We start from the raw sequence: 18,134 nt of genomic DNA, 5'->3' as shown, positions 1-18,134 counted from the left end.
TATAGTAGAAAAATGAAATTAAAGCCTTTTCCCAGATAGTCTGTTCTCAAATTCAAATTTTATAGCTCTCTGTGCAACATTTAGACTCTTAGTGAGCCACGGAAACCCCTTGCAGCATAGTAAGATTCTGCTCCATTGTGGTACATAAAGACAGTGTCGTAGCGGCAATCACAAAAGAGGGCCCCGCCAAGTTTTCTAACATTAGCAGGTGTTTGCACCCAGCTCGACGTTTTCAGATCAAAGTTTTCAAGTTTCTGCAGTTCCCGGTATTGTTCTTCCGTTAAAAGTTCAATGCCCATGGCAGCTGCCATATCAATAGCGCTATTTTCTGGTTTGTGTTTTTTTCTTGATTCCAGCGCTTCACGGTCATAACAAACACTTCTTCGGCCTTTAGGGCTTTCCGCTGAACAATCATAAAAAAGGTATTCTCCCGTCTTCTTATCATAGCCAACAACATCCGGTTCACCGCCAGTTCCTTCCATTTCATTGAGCGACCACATTTTTTCAGTATTAGCTTCGAGCTTAGCCTGTACGTTAGCCCATTCAAGATCTTTATGGCGGTTCAAGTTTTTCTCAAAACGGGCTTTCAAAGTTCTAAGTAGTTCTTCACGTTGTTCCAGAGACAACTCCTTATCTCTCTTCGTCATATTAGTTTCCCCCTTACTGTTTTTACTCAGAATGGTTAAAGGACTAAACTGCTCCTTTACTTGAATAAAAAATTAGTGAATCCTCTTATTGAAGATTCGCACCCTTTTTTATGGTTACCATTCTATATCCATGTAAATTTCCAGAAGATGTTTTCCATCAATTGTTCCATTTTCAAAAAGAGCCTCTGAGGAATCAAATTTCTGAGTCATTGAATCTTTAGAGCGTGTTAGGTAATACCCATCTATATTTTAGCTTATCCAATACTTATCTTCCTTATATTCGAGGAGGAACTCTTCGCCCCAGCCTACTCGCTCTTGAAGTTCTACAAATTCATTCCAAGTCAGTTTTCTTCTCTCCTCTCAATAAATCATAATATCAAAATTTTCACAGCCAATATTGTTCCTTATTAAACGAACGATACTGTAACCATTATCATATCACCCCTATTAAATCTAAATATGTTAAAATAAATACAATTCCTTATATTTTATATTTTTCTAATGAATAAAGGAGGGACTTACCAATGTCTTTTGGCGACTTTATGCTTTTAGTCAAAGCTGAGCAAGAAAAAAAGAAGAAGATTAAAAAACAACCGACTAAGTCTATGAATAAGAAAAAGCCCCAAAACGTTAATCAGGGCAAATAATTAACACTTTGTTTCCTTTCTAATTTTTGCTTCGAGTTCTGCTTTTTTACACTGGAATTCTTCATCATCAGCAATTAAACCTTGTTCCTCTTTGCCGTCTTTACCGTCAATAAACCACTGCGGCAATTTTTCCTTTCTAATTATCCCCTGCTTTTGGTAATCCATTTTTTAATTGGCTTTTCCTGCTGAAGATACGTTTCAACGTTTTCTCCAAATAATGTTTTGGGTCGTAAATAATGTTTAAACTGTTCATGATCCAGCCACTCTGCTGTTTTAATACGAATAACTTTTTTAAAGTCTTCCAGGGTAAATCCTTCTTCAAACCTTTCGACAATCAGCTGTTTTGTATGCTTCGTATTTATCATATAATCTTTTTCAGCTATTGTATTTAAGTAAGCAATGATCTCTTCAAAAGGAATAGCTAAAGGATCTGTACTATTATTAGTCTTACTATTCTTTAGTTCATTATATTGATTAGTTTCTTTTTCTTTAGTAGTGGCGGTTTTTCTGAAGACGGATCTGCCGCGTCGGTAAAATATCCTGCTTTTCTTCATAAACGTCATAAATATAACCTGCAAATTTGGAGCGTCTACACAGGATGAAACGTCCGGTTCCTTCAAAGAAAAAGACAACCGTCCTCTTGAACAACAGGAACTTTTGAAACTGCGCAAAGAAAATAAGCAGCTGCTTATGAAACTTAGGTAAGTTTAGGATAAAGCTTGGTCAAATTTTTTCTCAATTTCTTGATTAATGAGCAAAAAAGAACTAGCATGTTTTGAAAAAAGATTGATTGAAAAATGCTGTTTTTACGATAGATTGAGTGTACTTTCACAAAAAAGTTTAATCGTTTTAGACATTTACAGTGGAATTCTCAATCATCAGTTGATCAAAACTATGTAGCAGAGTGAGGAGATTAACAGAGTCATTTATGAATAGAAACCCTAGTGCCAATCTGAACGCTAGAGGATAATTCTAGAACATTATGATTAAACATTCTAATACATCCATGTGAGACATTTTTACCAATTGAAGATGGGTTATTTGTTCCGCGTATGCCGTAATGAGGTTTTGACAATCCCATCCAAAGCACTCCAAATGGTCTGCCGGGATGAAGTTGTTTATTGATAATCGTGTATGTCCCAGAAGGTGTTGGTGACAATATTTTCCCAACTGCAATTGGATAAGCTTTTATAAGTTTGTTTCCATCAAAAAGTTTTTATTGATGTTGTGATGTTGATACGTCAATCCATCTTGCCATGAAGATCAACTCCATTTTTTGATTATTGGATGAAGTAATTCAGGCATTTGTTAATTAATAGAAATTGATTGAACAGTTAATGAGAAAAGAAAGTAAAACTGCTTAATGAACAGTACATTGAAGTTATTCACGGCGAACTTTCTTTAAATACGATACAATGCTTGTTTTTAATGAGGCGTAAGAACCGATTGCAGCATATCCGTAAAACCAGCCCATGAAAATACCGGCAACTAGATGCCCTCGGTGGCTGATGAAAACAGAAATAAGTAAACCCATGATCAATGCAATGAAGGGAACCAAGGGTTTCGTAGGCTTAAAAAATATTTTGATTAACTGCGTCAGGATAAGAACGACAGGGACCGCAATGACAGCATCCCAGAAATTTGTATGTATTGTGGGGAAATCCATTGAGATATCATCCATTTTTAATGATATTATGTTGAAATTTCGAAATTTTGTTCAACAGCTCGTTCATACTATAAATTTACGCCCCGACTGTTAAAGGAAGCCAGGGCGTTTCAAATACAGCAAAATTCTATTTATGTTGCATTTAGGAATGAAAGCTTTATTAAATGTCCTTCTTTACATCATAAAAAGAAAATTGGTTTTTTCCTCTTTTTTTTGAGACATACAGTGCCTGATCAGCCAATCGGATCACTTTAAAAATATCCTTGTCATGAGAAGGCCAGATAGCCCCGCCTACACTACAGCCAATTTGAACTCTTGTATTTTCAATATTAAAAGGTTCTCTTAACAGCTTAACAAGCTTCTCGGCAGCTTGTTGACCTTCTTCAATTGGATTGCAGAGTGATGTATTAAGCACAACTAAAAACTCGTCTCCTCCAAGCCGGCAGAAAAATGATTCCTTTAAGCTCCCTTTTAGTCGCCCCGCCACCTCTTGTAACAGCAAGTCACCTGCATGATGTCCAAGTTTATCGTTCACCTTTTTGAATCCATCTAAATCTAAATATAAAAACGTATATGTTTGGTTCCCAGTTCTTTGATCCGTATCCTTTGAAATTTGATTGATGTATAAATCTAGCCCGATTCGATTAGGCAGACTCGTTAGTTTATCATGGTGAGCTAGGTTTGCCATCTGCCCCAGTTCCGATTCTGTTCTTGATAAGTCATGTAAAAGGTTTCTTAGCGATGAAGAAAGGATCTCTACATCTTTGATGCCTCTATAAGCAGGGATTTCTACTCTCTTTCCTGATAAAAGCTGATCAGCTGCTCGAGATATGTTGCGTAATGGTTTTGCCACTATCCCTGCTAAAAACCACCCCAAAACAGCAAAAATAATTGCAGTAAAAGCCCCCAGCAAAAGAATATATATTTTCAGGTCCTTTGCAGAAGCAAAAGCCGATTCCTCAGACTCTCGAACTAGTATTGTCCAGCCCAAGCCTGGATAGTCTTTATAGCCTTCTCCTAATGAAAAACCTGTTAAATATTGCTTTCCGTCTGGCCACTCTTCTAATATCCACCCATCTTTTTTCGCTTGGGCACGTTTTATGCTCTCTAAATTTAATGGCTTTCCAACAAAAGCTTTTGGTCCTAAGAGAACGGTGTTGTCACGGGAACTGACGATAAAAATTTCCTGGTTTTTGTTCTCTTTTTGAAACGAGCTTCTCAAAGATTCTTCTATCTCACTTGCCCAATCCCAATTTAAATGAGAAGCTAATACTCCTTTAAATTCACCTTTAGCGTCCACAATAGGAACACTAATATCAACAAACTGTAATGGTTCATTCGTTGGATTTGGCAGCAATTTAGAAAGAAGAACAGCCTCATGAACATCTCCAATAAAAGGGTGATCGAGGGCTTCTTGATATACTGGCCGATCTGCAATAGACTTCCCCACTAATATTCCATTTGTTGCTGCTTGAACATTTCCATGCTCGTCTGTTACACCTATCCATGTAAAAGAAGAGATTTGAGACTTTAATTGATCAAGGAGAATCTGCGTTTCGGTTATATCTTCTCCCCGTAAAGCCTTTAACCCACTAAAAATTTTAATTTCACTGTAACGAGACCACATGTAATGATCCAATTTATCGGCTAATTCAAATGAAGTTTCTCCAAGAGAATCCCCAATCTCATTCTCAATAATCTTCGTTGACTTAGCACTGATTTGAATGCTCAATAATATGGTTAAAATAATGATAAGAGTAGCGAATAGCACAGAAAAACATGCACGCAAGCTAATCGACATATTTATTGATGTCCTTTCTACTTAGAAGCATTTTCTTATCGTCTATACCAGCCTTACTTAAAAGAGAACGTAAAATATCTTGTGTAAATGAGTAAATAGAAAAAGGAAGACCTTTTCTTGTAGAATTGAATCACCACAAGACAATTCACAGAAAAGAGGTCTTCCCTATGAACCAGTTTACAACAGATATCATTAATGCTCTAGTGAAAAAACAAGATTTGCCAAAGTATTCCGTTCGCATTTAGAAACAGCCATCAACACACTGCTGGCGAATGAATTGACAGCTTTTTTAGACTACGAGAAATACGATAGAACCTGCTTCAATTCGGGCAATTCCCGTAACGGCGCTTACTCCCGGTCGATGCACACCGAGTATGGCGATCTGCAGATTAAGATTCCGCGTGACCGCAACGGCGAGTTTAAGCAACAGACAGTGGCGCCTTACCGGCGCACGAATGATACGCTGGAATCCTTTGTGATCCACATGTTTCAGAAAGGCGTCACGGTGAGCGAAATCTCCGATCTGATCGAGAAAATGTGCGTCCATCACTACACACCACAGACGATTTCGAATAGGACAAAAATGATGGCTGAACAGGTCGAAGCTTTCAGGCAGCGTGCGCTCAGCCCACGCTATGTCTGTGTTTACCTGGATGCAACTATATGCCCTCAAGCGTGAAATCGTATCGAAAGAGGCGGTCTACCTGGCTGTCGGCATCCGGGAAGATGGCTCAAAGGAAGTACTGGCGTACACCATCGCGCCAACCAAGTCTGCCTTTTTCTGGAAAGAGCTGCTTCTTGACCTGAAAGAACGTGGTACAGAAAAAGTTCTTCTGTTTATTTCGGATGGCCTGAAGGGCAACACCGACAGTATTTTTAGCGTTTATCCAGACACTCAGTACCAGACATGCCTTGTGCACCTTGCCCGAACGATTGCCCACAAAGTGCGTGTGACAGACCGGGCAGAAATCTGCGGTGACTTTAAGGCTGTCTATCCGAAAGTGACGAAAGCGCTGCTTCAAAACCCGCACATCTTTACGTTTTACAGCTTTCCAAAACCCATTTGGCGAAGCCTGTACTCGACAAATTTGATTGAATCGTTTAACAAGCAGATTAAGAAATATACGAAGCGCAAAGAGCAGTTCCCACATATCGTTTTAGACATTTACAGTGAAATTCTCAATCATCAGTTGACCGAAATTGTTGAGTAAAGGCCTCTCTCTACAACTAACTTAAGAGAGAAGCTTGTCAAATAACATTGTTGATTTTCTTTTTAAACTAATGGGGCAGGTTAGGTAAAGAAATACCCCTTAAACAGGGATTGAGCAGTATGGCCATTTTGTACAGCTTGTCATATTTGGAGGTCTAGAATCCGGCTAGCTAATTAAGTATTCTTTTAATGCTTGCTGCAGTGTGCCTAATGTTTTTGTATTAGGATCAAATGAGAGTCCTGCATGGATCATTTTACGTACTACTTCTACTCTCAATCCTGTAATGACTGTATTACATCCCATCATGGAAGCACCATCAATAATTTTCGTTAAATGATCAATGACCCGAGGTTCCATATCTGCGATTCCTGATAAATCCATGATCAGGGTTTGAATACGTGATACTCCAATTTCGGTTAAAACCTTTTCCTCAAGGATAGATGTTCGAAACGTATCAACCGAACCAATCACAGGCAGGATACAAACAGAGGTATTAATTGGAATAATAGGAACCGATAGATTTTCAACCAGCTTTCTATGGGCTTTAATTAGAGAATCCTTATATGTAGAGTAACTGATAAAAAAGGCATTTAGAAACGCATCAACTTGGTTATTAATTTCTTTCTCCAAATGAAAAAAATTCGACGTTACCTGTTCACCTGTTAAGTCGTTATACTGTTCTATAAAATTCCATATCGTCCTGCGGATGGCCTGCACCCACTCTAATTTGAAGGACAGGTCAATGGAATGGGTTGCCCATGCTATCCCTTCCTGTTTTGCAAACAGCTGAAGTTCTTTTTCTTGTCTGTCAATAATATAAACAACCAGCTTATGAGCATTCGCAACAAGGTTAATATTGCCAACGGATAGAATTTCATCAATTTTGTCTCTTACATTGACAGCCTCTAACAATAACTTCTCTTCAAACTTCTGGCTGTTTTTTTCGAGAAATTCTTGTAATTTAACTGAATAATCAAATTCTTTGTCCATTTTGCCTTCCCCCTTTAAAGGTGCTTTCAAAAAACTATTGCTAATTTTTATTAAATCACATTACTAAGAAAATTAACATTTCATATCTCGATAGATTTTACCTTATGGAGTGTGTTATTAATGTTTAACTGCCTTTTGTTCTTCAACTAATGAGATGCTTAAGTTAAAGAAGGGATAAAGCAAAGGGCAAAGAAATCGCACCTCTTTTTCTTTTATCTTTTGATAAATTACCAACAACATTGTTTAGCTAAGGTTAAATATTAAAAGTATAACAACCCAAATTGTTACTCAACAGTACGTCTATACTGTGCAATAAAACGGTTGAATTTTTTCAAAACGGTACATCTCTGTTTTAAAGCTACAACTTAATAACACATTAAAAATTTCATTTAAATATTAACTGTTATGAGTTTTTCAAAATCAAAAACAAATAAAAAAGCGACAAACCCTGATAAATCAAGGTTTGTCGCTTTTTCGGGGGATGATATTACATCATGCCGCCCATTCCACCCATGCCGCCCATGTCAGGCATGCCGCCGCCAGCCTCTTCAGGGATGTCTGCTACAACTGCTTCAGTTGTTAGGAACATCGCTGCTACGGATGCTGCATTTTGCAGTGCAGAACGAGTTACTTTTGTTGGGTCTACGATCCCTTGCTCGATCATGTTAACCCACTGGCCGTTTGCTGCGTTGAAGCCTACGCCAACTTCTTCTTTTTTCAGACGCTCAACGATGATTGATCCTTCAAGACCAGCATTGTGAGCGATTTGGCGGATTGGCTCTTCAAGAGCACGCAGAACGATTTTGATACCAGTTGCTACGTCGCCTTCTGCTTCGATCGCCGCTACTTTATTGTAGACGTTCACAAGTGCCGTACCACCACCGGATACGATACCTTCTTCAACTGCTGCACGAGTTGAATTCAAAGCGTCTTCAATGCGAAGTTTGCGCTCTTTTAGTTCTGTTTCAGTTGCTGCACCGACTTTGATTACCGCTACACCGCCAGCAAGCTTCGCTAGGCGCTCTTGCAGTTTTTCTTTGTCGAATTCAGAAGTAGATTCTTCTGCTTGTGCACGGATTTGGTTTACGCGAGCCGCAATTTTGTCTGCTTCGCCAGTTCCTTCAACGATTGTTGTGTTTTCTTTTGTCACAACAACTTTCGCTGCACGTCCAAGCTGAGAAATGTTTGCAGATTTCAGGTCAAGGCCTAGTTCCTCTGTAATCACTTCTCCGCCAGTTAGGATCGCAAGGTCTTCAAGCATCGCTTTACGGCGGTCACCGAAGCCTGGTGCTTTTACAGCTACAGCATTGAATGTACCGCGAAGTTTGTTTACTACGATTGTAGCAAGTGCTTCACCTTCAACGTCTTCAGCAACGATTAACAATGGCTTACCTTGTTGAACCACTTGCTCAAGTACTGGAAGGATTTCTTGGATGTTGCCGATTTTTTTGTCAGTAATAAGGATATAAGGATTTTCAAGGACTGCTTCCATTTTGTCGGAGTCCGTTACCATGTACGGAGAAGCGTAGCCGCGGTCAAATTGCATACCTTCTACTACGTCAAGCTCTGTTGTAAATCCTTTAGATTCTTCGATTGTGATAACGCCGTCGTTGCCAACGCGCTCCATTGCTTCAGCAATAAGCTGCCCAACTTCCTCGTCAGCAGAAGAGATTGCCGCAACCTGTGCGATAGACTCTTTGTTTTCGATTGGTTTAGAAATCGCTTTTAGCTCTTCAACCGCTGCTAGAACCGCTTTTTCAATTCCTTTGCGAACGCCTACAGGGTTTGCTCCTGCTGTTACGTTTTTCAAGCCTTCACGGATCATGGCTTGTGCTAAAACCGTTGCAGTTGTTGTACCATCACCAGCGATTTCGTTTGTTTTGCTTGCTACTTCAGCAACAAGCTTTGCACCCATGTTTTCGAATGCATCTTCAAGCTCGATTTCTTTTGCAATCGTTACACCATCATTTGTAATGAGTGGAGAACCAAATTTTTTCTCAAGAACAACATTACGTCCTTTTGGTCCAAGTGTAACCTTTACTGTGTTTGCCAGCTGGTCAACACCACGAAGCATCGCGCGGCGGGCTTCTTCACTAAATTTAATTTCTTTTGCCATGTTAGTAAAACCTCCTGTAATTTCATTGAGTATTTACTTTGCGTTTTTGCTTGATTGAATCAAATCTATACGAGACGCTTGATTATTCGCCTAAAATTGCCAAAATATCGCTTTCGCGAAGGATTAAATATTCATTTCCTTGGTATTTCACTTCTGTACCAGCGTATTTAGAGAAGATAATACGATCATCAACAGATACTTCAAGCTCTACACGTTCGCCGTTCTCAAGTACGCGGCCTGTACCGACTGCAATAACTTTGCCTTCCTGCGGCTTTTCTTTAGCGCTGTCTGGCAGGACGATTCCGCTTGATGTTTTTTCTTCCGATTCAACCAACTCAATCACTACGCGATCACCTAATGGTTTTAACAAGTGAAACAACCTCCTCAAATAGTATGTAATCACATTGTTAGCACTCAAACACGATGAGTGCTAACACAATTATTATAATAATAAATCATTGGGTTATTTGCAAGTGAGAAGCAGAATTTTTTTGTTTATTTTCTCCATCTTTATTTCTAAGGGATTTAATTTGATGGGAGGGTCGTTTATTAGTAAAATAAACACGATCGACTCGAGTATTTCGTTTCGTTCCTTGAAGACAAATCACATCATTAGAAGGAGCACACTTGCGTGAATCGAACGTATCTTTACATTATCATCGCTTATGTGGTCATGCAGCTGTCCGGACTCGTTGGACCCATGCTCATCTTTTTCATCGGAAATTCAACGACGGATACCGAACCGGCTATAATGGAAAATATAGCGATTGGCTACTGGATTTTTATTAGCTTTGCCGTGAACTTGATTGTGACGCTTCTGCTTCTGCAAAAGAAAAAAGGTATCCTCACCCTTCCAGGTCAGCCCTCTGAACCTATTATGGTAGGTGTATGGGCTTTTGCAGGGATTTTTATCGCCTTCTTTAGTCAGGCCATTGCTGCATCGATCGAATCATTAATCGGGATTGAAGCAGGCTCTGAAAACACGGCACAGATCATTGATCTTCTCTCCTATGCACCGATTGCCGCTTTTTCCATTGCCATTTTCGGTCCGATTTTAGAAGAGATTGTCTTTAGAGGCATTATTTTCGGATCGCTCTATCGCAAATTTAACTTCTTCATCTCTGCACTTCTGAGCTCAGTCATTTTTGCCGTCATCCACATGGACTTCGAGCATCTATTGATCTATACAGCGATGGGATTTGCCTTTGCATTCTTATATGTCATGACGAAAAGAATCATTGTGCCGATTATTGCGCATATTGCGATGAACACCATCGTGGTGCTTACCCAATTTGTGTTTGCTGAGCAGCTTCAACAATTTATTGAAGAGAACGCCGCAGTCTTTATATGGCTATGGTCATGGTTAGGAGGTTTAACATGAGATCGCCTTTAATGTATGGCGGCTTTTATATTGTACTAGGGATACTATTCACCTTCTTTGCTATTCAAAGCGTGAATACATCCGGCTGGGGCTTCTGGGCTTACCTCCTTATTCTCCTAGCAACATTTGATATTGGATCAGGGATCCGATTAATCGGAATCCACTTTAAAATTAAAAAGCAGCTAAAAGAAAAAAAGTAGCCGGCGATTTTCGCCCGCTACTTTTTATTTTATGCTGGAAATAAAAAATTATTCATCCAAATGACTATTTTTTTCTTTTTCTTCCTCTTGACGCTGCAACCGCTCTGCTTCAAGTGTTTTTCGGTAACCGATTTTTGCAATCCAAAGGCTGATTTCATATAAAATCAATAAAGGAACAGATACAAGCAGATGGGAAACAATATCCGGCGGTGTTACAAAAGCCGCGATCACAATTAGGACAAAATAAGCGTATTTACGTATTTGTGCTAAAAACATCGGCGTAACAATTCCAAGTCTTGTAATAAATAACATAATGACTGGAAGTTGAAACAAGAAACCAAATGGGACTGTAGTCTGAAATAAAAATTGGAAATATTCATTGATCCCAATAACCTGCTGAACATCAAGATTATTAGATAAATTCATCATAAATTGAACAATAAAAGGAAACAAAATAAAATAAGAAAACGCTAACCCAGCTAAAAACAAGAATACGGAAGCCGGAATATAGCTTAGCGTAACACGCCGCTCTTTTTCAGATAATCCTGGGCTTACAAAAGCCCAAAGCTGAAATAATATTAATGGGGCCGTCATGATAAAGGCAATGAAAAAGATGACTTGGAAATAAATCTTTAAAGGATCTGTCATCTTAAATGCATTAAGCGTTAGTTCTTTCGCTTCATCCGATTGCTGCAAAATCTTTATTAAAGGCTCTGCTAGGAAAAAGCCGACCGCTACTGCAATAACAAAGAAAACGACTACAATGAGAAGTCGTTTTCTTATTTCATTTATATGATCATAGACGGTCATATCTTTCTGATTCATATGACCACCATCCCGTTTTTACTGCTTCTTTTCTTCTTTTTTGTCGTTGTCGTCATCGTCATCTGCTAACCCTTTGGTTGCGTCCTTGAATTCGCGAAGAGTGCTTCCAGCAGCTTTGCCTAGTTCTGGCAATTTCTTCGGACCAAAAATCAATAGGGCGACAATAGCGATAATTATGAGGCTTCCTGGACCTGGCATGATGATTGCACCTCCTCTTTCTTCCCTATATCATAAATCATTTAACTTCATTTTGCTATTCCAATATGTCTTCCAATTGTGACGGTTCTACGTCACTATCTGAATAGTGTTTTAAGAAATAAATGAGCGACTGCAGCTCTACTGCCAAATCAATATGATGAATTCGTACTCGATCAGGAACGTTTAATCGTGCAGGAGTAAAATTCAGAATCCCTTTAATTTTTAAGTCCACCAGTCGATCTGTAATGGCTTGAGCTGGACCCGCCGGCACAGTTAAAATGGCGACCTCAATTTCACTCTCTTTCACTTTCAGCTCTAAATCATCCATTGAATAAATGGGAACCTCTCCAATGGACTGACCAGCCTTTTTCGGATCAGCATCGAATGCCATTTCGATTTTGGTATTATTGTTCTTCAAAAAATTGTAATGAAGGAAAGCGGTGCCTAAGTTCCCTACTCCAATCAAAATAACTTTTGTCGTTTCATCCTGATCAAGGGTTTTGCGGAAAAATGTTAAGAGATAGTTTACATTGTAACCATATCCTTTTTTCCCCAATGCCCCAAAATAAGAAAAATCACGACGAATTGTTGCTGAATCGACCTTCACGGCCTCACTTAATTCTTTTGAGGATACTCGCTGTTTCCCCGAGGAGTGAAGATTTTTTAAAAAACGATAATATAACGGCAGCCGCTTGGCAGTCGCCTGCGGTATTTTCATGTTGTCCTGACTCATGACTATCTCCCCCTACATCCATTCATGACATGACCTAAATCTTACTCTATAGGTCTTTCTAGGTACTATTTAAGCAAAATCAACTGAATTAAACTGTTAGCGCTTCCAAATCACAACTCTCGAAATGACCTGATTTAATCCGATCCCCCTAGGTTAATTCAGGTTATCCAATTAAATAAATCTATCCTTCCCCATCATACACTATTTTCTGGGTAAAGTGTTAAGTTTGCAACACTTTTCACAAATCCAGCTTATTGCCACTCCCTTCTATATTACGATACACTAAAGGGAGAAAACTGAGGTGACAAATCATGATTTTATTACAAGTTAATCAGCTCTCTAAAGCCTTTGGTGCAGAGGAGATCCTTTCAAATATTAAGCTTGAAGTTCAAACAAAGGACCGTATTGCTTTAGTAGGACGTAATGGAGCCGGTAAATCAACGTTATTAAAGATGATTGCCGGACAGCTCTCTTATGATCAAGGAGAAATCATTAAGCCAAAGGAAGTTTCCATTGGGTATTTAGAGCAGCATAGCGGGCTGGAATCCGCGCTTTCAATTTGGGAAGAAATGCTCCAGGTATTTGATCATCTGCGTCAAATGGAAAAGAATTTACGTGAGAGTGAACAATTGATGGCAGATCCTGCAATCTATGAAGATCCTGAACGTTATGAGCGTTTAATGAGGGAGTATGATGAATTGCAGGTAACCTTTAAAGAACAGGGTGGCTATCAGTTCGAAGCTGATATTCGCTCGGTTCTTCATGGACTACGATTTCAGCAGTTTGATCATGATACCCCTATCTCCACATTAAGCGGGGGACAAAAGACACGTCTAGCGCTTGGTAAGCTTCTGCTGACAAAGCCAGATATTATGATCCTTGATGAGCCGACTAACCATTTGGACATTGAAACTTTGTCGTGGCTTGAGCAATATTTACAAGGCTATCCAGGTGCGATCTTAATCGTTTCCCATGACCGCTATTTTCTCGACAAGGTCGTAAATCAAGTAGTTGAAATCTCAAGACATCGCTCGAGAAAGTATTTAGGGAATTACAGCAACTATCTTGACCAAAAAGCGTTAAACTATGAGCGTGAAATGAAAGAATTCGGTAAACAGCAAGAAGAAATAGCAAAAATAGAGGATTTTATTGCGCGTAATCTCGTTCGGGCCTCCACAACTAAGCAGGCTCAAAGCCGTCGAAAAAAGCTGGAACGCATGGAGCGAATGGACCGCCCTGGAGGAGAGGAGAAATCAGCAAGCTTTTCATTCCACATTGAACGTCAAAGTGGAAATGACGTGTTAAAGCTTGAGGGTCTCTCTATCGGCTACACTGAGCCAGTCTCACGTAATTTGCAAGCATCCGTCTCTAGGCAGGATAGCATTGCATTAATTGGTCCAAATGGCGTCGGCAAATCAACACTGTTAAAGACCATTGTCAAAAAGCTTTCCCCGCTTGCCGGAAATATCCGCTATGGCTCAAATGTTAGTATTGGCTATTATGATCAAGAGCAAGCGGAGCTGCATTCACATAAGACAGCTTTAAATGAGCTTTGGGACGATTATCCATCGAAAAACGAAAAGGATATTCGTACGATACTGGGGAATTTTCTCTTTTCAGGTGATGATGTGTTAAAGCCCGTATCCACACTGAGCGGTGGCGAAAAGGCGAGGCTCGCTCTAGCAAAGCTCATGATGCAGCAATCGAATTTCTTGATTTTAGATGAGCCTACGAACCATCTTGACCTTGATAGCAAGGAAATATTAGAAAATGCACTGATGGATTATCCTGGAACCATTTTATTTGTATCCCATGACCGCTATTTTATTAATCGTATTGCAACCAAAATTTTCGAGATGTCCTCAGAGGGGTCCACTGAATTTTTAGGAGACTACGATTATTATTTAGAAAAGAAACAAGAAGAAGCTGATCTCGCTGCTTATGAACAAGAAAATATGCCAGCTGCCGCTCTAGTAAAAGATGCTCAATCAGATAAGAATAGCTTTCAGCTCGACAAAGAATCAAAGAGAAAAGAACGTCAAAAGCGAAGAAGACTTGAAGAAATTGAACTGAAAATTTCAGAGCTTGAAGAACAAATTCTTGAGAACGAAAACCAGCTCTCTAATCCTGAAATCTTCCAAGATCATGAGCGCTTAATGACATGCAATGAAGCAATCGAACTAGCAAAAGCAGAGATGGACTTGCTAATGGAAGAATGGGCGGAGCTTGAAGAAGAACTGGAGTCATAACAAAAAAAGAAAGATGGCATAAGTCCATCTTTTTTTTGTTATGGAAATAATATGTATTTTTCGTGAAATTAGCATAACAATTCGATTACAATCCACAGACTTATACACAATAAGCACAGCTTCATACCGTCTCTTCTAATACTTTTCCACATTATCCACAGAAATATATATAGTTATACACATTATCCACATAAAATGACACACCGTACTTTACAGTTTTTTTACACAGTCAAAATAACATTATGCACATGTTATCCACAGATTGTGAACAAGTACAAATGTTCTTGCAATTCAAAACTATTTATCCACAAAAAAACATGCCCTTGAATCGAGCATGCTTTCGTGTTTACCGCAATTCTAGTCCAGGGTTCGCATTCAAATCATATCCAGCAAAACGATTTTTCTCAAATAATACTGTTCCGGCAGCACCAATCATTGCTGCATTATCTGTACATAGATGCAGCGGTGGAATAATTAATTCTACATCTTTAATTTGGTCAAAGGCCTGTGTGAGTGCATATCGTAACCCTTTATTTGCTGCAACTCCACCAGCAAGAAGAACCTGCTTAACCCCGTACTCCTCTACAGCACGAATCGTTTTAGTCACAAGTACTTCTACAACACTAGCTTGAAAACTTGCTGCTAGATCCATTGCTTTAATTTCCTCTCCACGCTGCTCCGCATTATGAAGGGTGTTAATAACCGCTGACTTTAATCCACTAAAGCTAAAATCATATGATCCCTCTTCAAGCCATGCACGTGGTAAATCAATGGTTGTCTCGCCTTCATGTGCTAAGCGATCAATATGCGGACCTCCTGGATATGGCAGACCCAGTGTACGCGCTACTTTATCATATGCCTCGCCTGCAGCATCATCTCTCGTTTCGCCGATTACATCAAATATGCCATGTTCTTTCATATATACAAGCTCGGTATGTCCTCCTGATACGACAAGAGACAACAGAGGGAATTTCATCTCAGCCATTAGTCTATTAGCATAAATATGACCTGCAATATGATGAACACCTATTAACGGAATACCGTGTGCAAATGCAACGGCTTTTGCTGCATTCACCCCTATTAACAAAGCACCCACTAAGCCTGGTCCTTCCGTTACAGCAATCGCATCAATATCTTTAATCGTAAGATCTGCTTTTTTAAGTGCTTCTTCTAAAACAATCGTCACTTCTTCAACATGGTGGCGAGAAGCGATTTCTGGCACGACCCCGCCGAATCGCTTATGACTTTCAATTTGCGAAGCCACTACGTTTGACAGAATTTCAGTCCCATTACGGATCACTGCTGCTGCTGTTTCATCGCAGCTTGTTTCAATTCCCAATATAATTATGTCCTTTGTCATTTTAAATTCACCCACATGACTAAAGCATCCTCCTGATTATCTGAATAGTACTGCTTTCGAATTCCACCATTGTGAAAGCCAAGCTTGCGATAAAGGGATTGTGCTATTAAATTGCTGACTCGCACTTCAAGCGTCATACTTTTCGCACCTGAAGCGGTCGCGATCATCATGATCTGCCTCATCAGTGCCTCACCAAGTTTTTTCCCTCTGTAGTTTGGCAGTATCGCTACATTTGTAATATGAGCCTCATCTACTATTAACCACATTCCACAGTAACCAACGATTTCACCTTCCCACTCCAATAACAGGTACTTCGCAAACTCATTGATCGTCAATTCATTCTCAAATGCTACCCTTTTCCAAGGAGAGGAAAACGACTGTTCTTCTACTGACATTACCGCATCAATGTCATCCATTGTCATCCACCGAAATGTTAGCCCTTCACTCATTATTCATCACCTGACTGCTGACGTTCAAGCCATTTTGCCTCAGCCTCAGCCAGGCGAATATAATTAGGAACAAAATCATGGACATTTTCCGGTTCTGCATTCATCCCTAACAATCCGATTTCAGAAGCTCTCGGATAATTTTCGGTTATACTTGAGCGTATTGCCCGGTCACCAAGCTTTTCTTCAATGGAATCCCAGAATACTGAAACATCCTGTCCTACAAACAAGATTTTTTTATTCATATTTGCAAGCTCATCTAACCACTCAGACATTAATATATTCGTATCCTCTTTCACTGTCGTTAATACGTTTTCTCTATACTCATACAGAGCTGTATAGGCTTGTCCTCTTCTTGCATCAAAAACTGGGCAAACTGCCCCTTCAAAATGCCTGCCAGGTCCTGTTAATGCCGCCAAGCTGGATACGCCTACTATAGGGATATTTAACGTCCACGCGAGTGTTTTAGCCATAGTTACCCCGATTCGAACGCCTGTATATGATCCAGGACCCTTCGCTACGACAACTCGATCAATGTCAGCAGGAGTCATATTAATTTCCTTTAAGATTGATTCCACCGCAGGCATTGCACGAATAGAATGGTTCTTCTTTATATTAATTATCACTTCTGCTACTATTTCCTGTTCATTGATAACAGCGACTGAAAGTGGATAATTTGATGTATCGATTGCTAATACATTCATGCCAAAATCTCCTTACATAATTGCTCGTACTTATGACCATATGGTGTAAAAAAAATTTTTCTTTCCCATTCATTCAAATGGTAAATTGAAATTTCTAATCGTTCTTCCGGCAATTGTTCTTGAATAAGGTGAGCCCATTCTACGATGGTAACACCTTCTCCTTCAAAGTATTCATCAAAACCGAGGTCCTCCCACTCTTCACCTAGACGATAAACATCCATATGATAAAGGGGAATTCGCCCCATATATTCCTTCATTATTGTAAAAGTTGGACTGTTAACAACCCGCTTGACGCCAAGACCTTTGGCAAGACCCTTTGTAAACGTCGTTTTACCAGCACCTAAGTCTCCTTCAAGCGTCAACACATCTCCTGATCCCAACAATTCACCGAGTTGCTCCGCCTTTGCTGCTGTCTCATCAGGATGATGGGATATCCATTCATAGACCATCTTATTAACTCCTTCATTAAAATTCTTTAGCCATGTTATGTGGGGGAACAGAGCCCTCCAACAAAAAAGACTCACCCACACGGAGTCAGTCTTGGACTTTTCTATATGTAAGTGTACATGATTTTTAAGGAAAGGCAAAGAGCTTTCACTTCATCTATATGATCTTGTAGAATTTGATCCGTTTATTAGACTGCTTTATATGAATTTTGGACAAAAAAAATAACCATGATCGTTATCATGGAAATGGCGGTCCCGACCGGGATCGAACCGGCGATCTCCTGCGTGACAGGCAGGCATGTTAACCGCTACACCACGGGACCTTGGTAATTGCGGGGGCAGGATTTGAACCTGCGACCTTCGGGTTATGAGCCCGACGAGCTACCGAACTGCTCCACCCCGCGACAATAATATATAAAGTTTATTTTTAAAATACCGCCTAGCGACGTCCTACTCTCACAGGGGGAAACCCCCAACTACCATCGGCGCTGAAGAGCTTAACTTCCGTGTTCGG

General features: G+C 39.7%; 19 protein-coding genes, 2 tRNA genes, 1 rRNA gene and 2 pseudogenes. 5 read left to right on the top strand and 19 right to left on the bottom strand.

Annotation, left to right across the window (positions count from 1 at the left end; all coding sequences use genetic code 11):
- Nucleotides 1–80 precede the first annotated feature (80 nt).
- Nucleotides 81–647 (bottom strand): DUF4256 domain-containing protein, encoded by a 567-nt coding sequence (locus KP78_RS02915; RefSeq protein WP_041086182.1) that lies wholly within the window; start codon nt 645–647, stop codon nt 81–83.
- Nucleotides 648–1,171: 524 nt separating this feature from the next.
- On the opposite strand from KP78_RS02915, the gene KP78_RS20900 reads away from it, so the two are divergent.
- Nucleotides 1,172–1,294 carry a hypothetical protein gene (locus tag KP78_RS20900; RefSeq protein WP_268747500.1) on the top strand — a complete coding sequence of 41 codons (123 nt, stop codon included), beginning with the start codon at nt 1,172–1,174 and terminating at the stop codon, nt 1,292–1,294.
- Here the strand turns inward: KP78_RS20900 and KP78_RS19895 are convergent, their stop codons facing one another.
- The 5 genes and pseudogenes from KP78_RS19895 to KP78_RS02900 all read right to left on the bottom strand — a co-directional run bounded on the left by KP78_RS19895 (nt 1,295) and on the right by KP78_RS02900 (nt 4,761).
- Nucleotides 1,295–1,459 (bottom strand): hypothetical protein, encoded by a 165-nt coding sequence (locus KP78_RS19895; RefSeq protein ID WP_157841432.1) that lies wholly within the window; start codon nt 1,457–1,459, stop codon nt 1,295–1,297.
- Nucleotides 1,435–1,857, bottom strand: coding sequence for a conserved phage C-terminal domain-containing protein (locus KP78_RS02910; protein ID WP_052474508.1), 423 nt, complete (start codon nt 1,855–1,857; stop codon nt 1,435–1,437). The genes KP78_RS19895 and KP78_RS02910 overlap by 25 nt, the downstream gene beginning before the upstream one ends.
- A 359-nt stretch (nt 1,858–2,216) precedes the next feature.
- A pseudogene (locus KP78_RS18925) lies at nt 2,217–2,552 on the bottom strand (L,D-transpeptidase).
- Nucleotides 2,553–2,675: 123 nt separating this feature from the next.
- Complete coding sequence (locus tag KP78_RS02905) at nt 2,676–2,960, bottom strand: hypothetical protein (protein ID WP_041086180.1); 285 nt, start codon at nt 2,958–2,960, stop codon at nt 2,676–2,678.
- Between the two features lie 160 nt (nt 2,961–3,120).
- Entirely contained in the window at nt 3,121–4,761 is a 1,641-nt protein-coding gene (locus tag KP78_RS02900) for a sensor domain-containing diguanylate cyclase (protein ID WP_041086178.1), read from the bottom strand.
- Nucleotides 4,762–4,928: 167 nt separating this feature from the next.
- On the opposite strand from KP78_RS02900, the pseudogene KP78_RS02895 reads away from it, so the two are divergent.
- Nucleotides 4,929–5,972, top strand: a pseudogene (locus KP78_RS02895) (IS256 family transposase).
- A gap of 165 nt (nt 5,973–6,137) precedes the next feature.
- Here the strand turns inward: KP78_RS02895 and KP78_RS02890 are convergent.
- The 3 genes from KP78_RS02890 to groES all read right to left on the bottom strand — a co-directional run bounded on the left by KP78_RS02890 (nt 6,138) and on the right by groES (nt 9,448).
- Entirely contained in the window at nt 6,138–6,962 is an 825-nt protein-coding gene (locus tag KP78_RS02890; RefSeq protein ID WP_041086176.1) for an STAS domain-containing protein, read from the bottom strand.
- 487 nt (nt 6,963–7,449) lie between these two features.
- Nucleotides 7,450–9,078, bottom strand: a complete 1,629-nt coding sequence (gene groL / locus KP78_RS02885; RefSeq protein ID WP_041086174.1) for a chaperonin GroEL — start codon at nt 9,076–9,078, stop codon at nt 7,450–7,452.
- Between the two features lie 82 nt (nt 9,079–9,160).
- Complete coding sequence (groES, locus tag KP78_RS02880; protein ID WP_041086172.1) at nt 9,161–9,448, bottom strand: co-chaperone GroES; 288 nt, start codon at nt 9,446–9,448, stop codon at nt 9,161–9,163.
- Nucleotides 9,449–9,709: 261 nt separating this feature from the next.
- Here groES and KP78_RS02875 point away from each other — a divergent pair, with 261 nt between their 5' ends.
- On the top strand, nt 9,710–10,459 hold the full coding sequence (locus KP78_RS02875; RefSeq protein WP_041086170.1) for a CPBP family intramembrane glutamic endopeptidase: 750 nt from the start codon (nt 9,710–9,712) through the stop codon (nt 10,457–10,459).
- Entirely contained in the window at nt 10,456–10,659 is a 204-nt protein-coding gene (locus KP78_RS02870; protein ID WP_041086168.1) for a YdiK family protein, read from the top strand. The genes KP78_RS02875 and KP78_RS02870 overlap by 4 nt, the downstream gene beginning before the upstream one ends.
- A 48-nt stretch (nt 10,660–10,707) precedes the next feature.
- Here KP78_RS02870 and tatC read toward each other — a convergent pair whose 3' ends face one another.
- Genes tatC through KP78_RS02855 form a run of 3 tightly spaced genes read right to left on the bottom strand, consistent with a single transcriptional unit; the run spans nt 10,708 to nt 12,415 of the window.
- Nucleotides 10,708–11,484 (bottom strand): twin-arginine translocase subunit TatC, encoded by a 777-nt coding sequence (gene tatC / locus KP78_RS02865; RefSeq protein ID WP_041086166.1) that lies wholly within the window; start codon nt 11,482–11,484, stop codon nt 10,708–10,710.
- Nucleotides 11,485–11,502: 18 nt separating this feature from the next.
- Nucleotides 11,503–11,682: a twin-arginine translocase TatA/TatE family subunit gene (gene tatA / locus KP78_RS02860; RefSeq protein ID WP_041086164.1), complete on the bottom strand. Its 180-nt coding sequence runs from the start codon at nt 11,680–11,682 to the stop codon at nt 11,503–11,505.
- 55 nt (nt 11,683–11,737) lie between these two features.
- The gene (locus KP78_RS02855) at nt 11,738–12,415 is read right to left on the bottom strand and encodes a redox-sensing transcriptional repressor Rex (RefSeq protein ID WP_041086162.1); all 678 of its coding nucleotides are present in this window, start codon (nt 12,413–12,415) and stop codon (nt 11,738–11,740) included.
- 311 nt (nt 12,416–12,726) lie between these two features.
- Between KP78_RS02855 and KP78_RS02850 the strand changes: the two genes are divergently transcribed.
- Nucleotides 12,727–14,664 carry an ABC-F family ATP-binding cassette domain-containing protein gene (locus KP78_RS02850; RefSeq protein ID WP_041086160.1) on the top strand — a complete coding sequence of 646 codons (1,938 nt, stop codon included), beginning with the start codon at nt 12,727–12,729 and terminating at the stop codon, nt 14,662–14,664.
- 346 nt (nt 14,665–15,010) lie between these two features.
- Here the strand turns inward: KP78_RS02850 and tsaD are convergent, their stop codons facing one another.
- The 7 genes from tsaD to rrf all read right to left on the bottom strand — a co-directional run.
- Nucleotides 15,011–16,024: a tRNA (adenosine(37)-N6)-threonylcarbamoyltransferase complex transferase subunit TsaD gene (tsaD, locus tag KP78_RS02845; protein WP_041086243.1), complete on the bottom strand. Its 1,014-nt coding sequence runs from the start codon at nt 16,022–16,024 to the stop codon at nt 15,011–15,013.
- A complete protein-coding gene (rimI, locus tag KP78_RS02840) occupies nt 16,021–16,473 on the bottom strand; it encodes a ribosomal protein S18-alanine N-acetyltransferase (RefSeq protein ID WP_041086158.1) in 453 nt (150 codons plus the stop codon). The genes tsaD and rimI overlap by 4 nt, the downstream gene beginning before the upstream one ends.
- The gene (tsaB, locus tag KP78_RS02835; protein ID WP_041086156.1) at nt 16,473–17,174 is read right to left on the bottom strand and encodes a tRNA (adenosine(37)-N6)-threonylcarbamoyltransferase complex dimerization subunit type 1 TsaB; all 702 of its coding nucleotides are present in this window, start codon (nt 17,172–17,174) and stop codon (nt 16,473–16,475) included. The genes rimI and tsaB overlap by 1 nt, the downstream gene beginning before the upstream one ends.
- Nucleotides 17,171–17,623, bottom strand: coding sequence for a tRNA (adenosine(37)-N6)-threonylcarbamoyltransferase complex ATPase subunit type 1 TsaE (tsaE, locus tag KP78_RS02830; protein WP_041086154.1), 453 nt, complete (start codon nt 17,621–17,623; stop codon nt 17,171–17,173). Before tsaE ends, tsaB begins: the two co-directional genes overlap by 4 nt.
- A gap of 244 nt (nt 17,624–17,867) precedes the next feature.
- Nucleotides 17,868–17,943, bottom strand: a tRNA-Asp gene (locus tag KP78_RS02825).
- 7 nt (nt 17,944–17,950) lie between these two features.
- Nucleotides 17,951–18,024: transfer RNA gene (locus KP78_RS02820), tRNA-Met, on the bottom strand.
- Nucleotides 18,025–18,057: 33 nt separating this feature from the next.
- A 5S ribosomal RNA gene (gene rrf / locus KP78_RS18445) occupies nt 18,058–18,134 on the bottom strand; the annotation flags it as partial.

It is taken from the genome of Jeotgalibacillus soli, assembly GCF_000829435.1.
Classification (GTDB): domain Bacteria; phylum Bacillota; class Bacilli; order Bacillales; family Jeotgalibacillaceae; genus Jeotgalibacillus; species Jeotgalibacillus soli.
The sequence above is the reverse complement of the archived record's forward strand: the minus strand, read 5'-3'. Positions and strand labels throughout refer to the sequence as shown.

Excerpts from the sequence above, each read along its gene's own strand:
- KP78_RS02915 (WP_041086182.1), bottom strand. The coding sequence starts at position 647 with ATGACGAAGAGAGATAAGGAGTTGTCTCTGGAACAACGTGAAGAACTA.
- KP78_RS20900 (WP_268747500.1), top strand. The coding sequence starts at position 1,172 with ATGTCTTTTGGCGACTTTATGCTTTTAGTCAAAGCTGAGCAAGAAAAA.
- KP78_RS19895 (WP_157841432.1), bottom strand. The coding sequence starts at position 1,459 with ATGGATTACCAAAAGCAGGGGATAATTAGAAAGGAAAAATTGCCGCAG.
- KP78_RS02910 (WP_052474508.1), bottom strand. The coding sequence starts at position 1,857 with ATGACGTTTATGAAGAAAAGCAGGATATTTTACCGACGCGGCAGATCC.
- KP78_RS02905 (WP_041086180.1), bottom strand. The coding sequence starts at position 2,960 with ATGGATTTCCCCACAATACATACAAATTTCTGGGATGCTGTCATTGCG.
- KP78_RS02900 (WP_041086178.1), bottom strand. The coding sequence starts at position 4,761 with ATGTCGATTAGCTTGCGTGCATGTTTTTCTGTGCTATTCGCTACTCTT.
- KP78_RS02890 (WP_041086176.1), bottom strand. The coding sequence starts at position 6,962 with ATGGACAAAGAATTTGATTATTCAGTTAAATTACAAGAATTTCTCGAA.
- groL (WP_041086174.1), bottom strand. The coding sequence starts at position 9,078 with ATGGCAAAAGAAATTAAATTTAGTGAAGAAGCCCGCCGCGCGATGCTT.
- KP78_RS02870 (WP_041086168.1), top strand. The coding sequence starts at position 10,456 with ATGAGATCGCCTTTAATGTATGGCGGCTTTTATATTGTACTAGGGATA.
- tatC (WP_041086166.1), bottom strand. The coding sequence starts at position 11,484 with ATGAATCAGAAAGATATGACCGTCTATGATCATATAAATGAAATAAGA.
- tatA (WP_041086164.1), bottom strand. The coding sequence starts at position 11,682 with ATGCCAGGTCCAGGAAGCCTCATAATTATCGCTATTGTCGCCCTATTG.
- KP78_RS02855 (WP_041086162.1), bottom strand. The coding sequence starts at position 12,415 with ATGAGTCAGGACAACATGAAAATACCGCAGGCGACTGCCAAGCGGCTG.
- KP78_RS02850 (WP_041086160.1), top strand. The coding sequence starts at position 12,727 with ATGATTTTATTACAAGTTAATCAGCTCTCTAAAGCCTTTGGTGCAGAG.
- tsaD (WP_041086243.1), bottom strand. The coding sequence starts at position 16,024 with ATGACAAAGGACATAATTATATTGGGAATTGAAACAAGCTGCGATGAA.
- rimI (WP_041086158.1), bottom strand. The coding sequence starts at position 16,473 with ATGAGTGAAGGGCTAACATTTCGGTGGATGACAATGGATGACATTGAT.
- tsaB (WP_041086156.1), bottom strand. The coding sequence starts at position 17,174 with ATGAATGTATTAGCAATCGATACATCAAATTATCCACTTTCAGTCGCT.
- tsaE (WP_041086154.1), bottom strand. The coding sequence starts at position 17,623 with ATGGTCTATGAATGGATATCCCATCATCCTGATGAGACAGCAGCAAAG.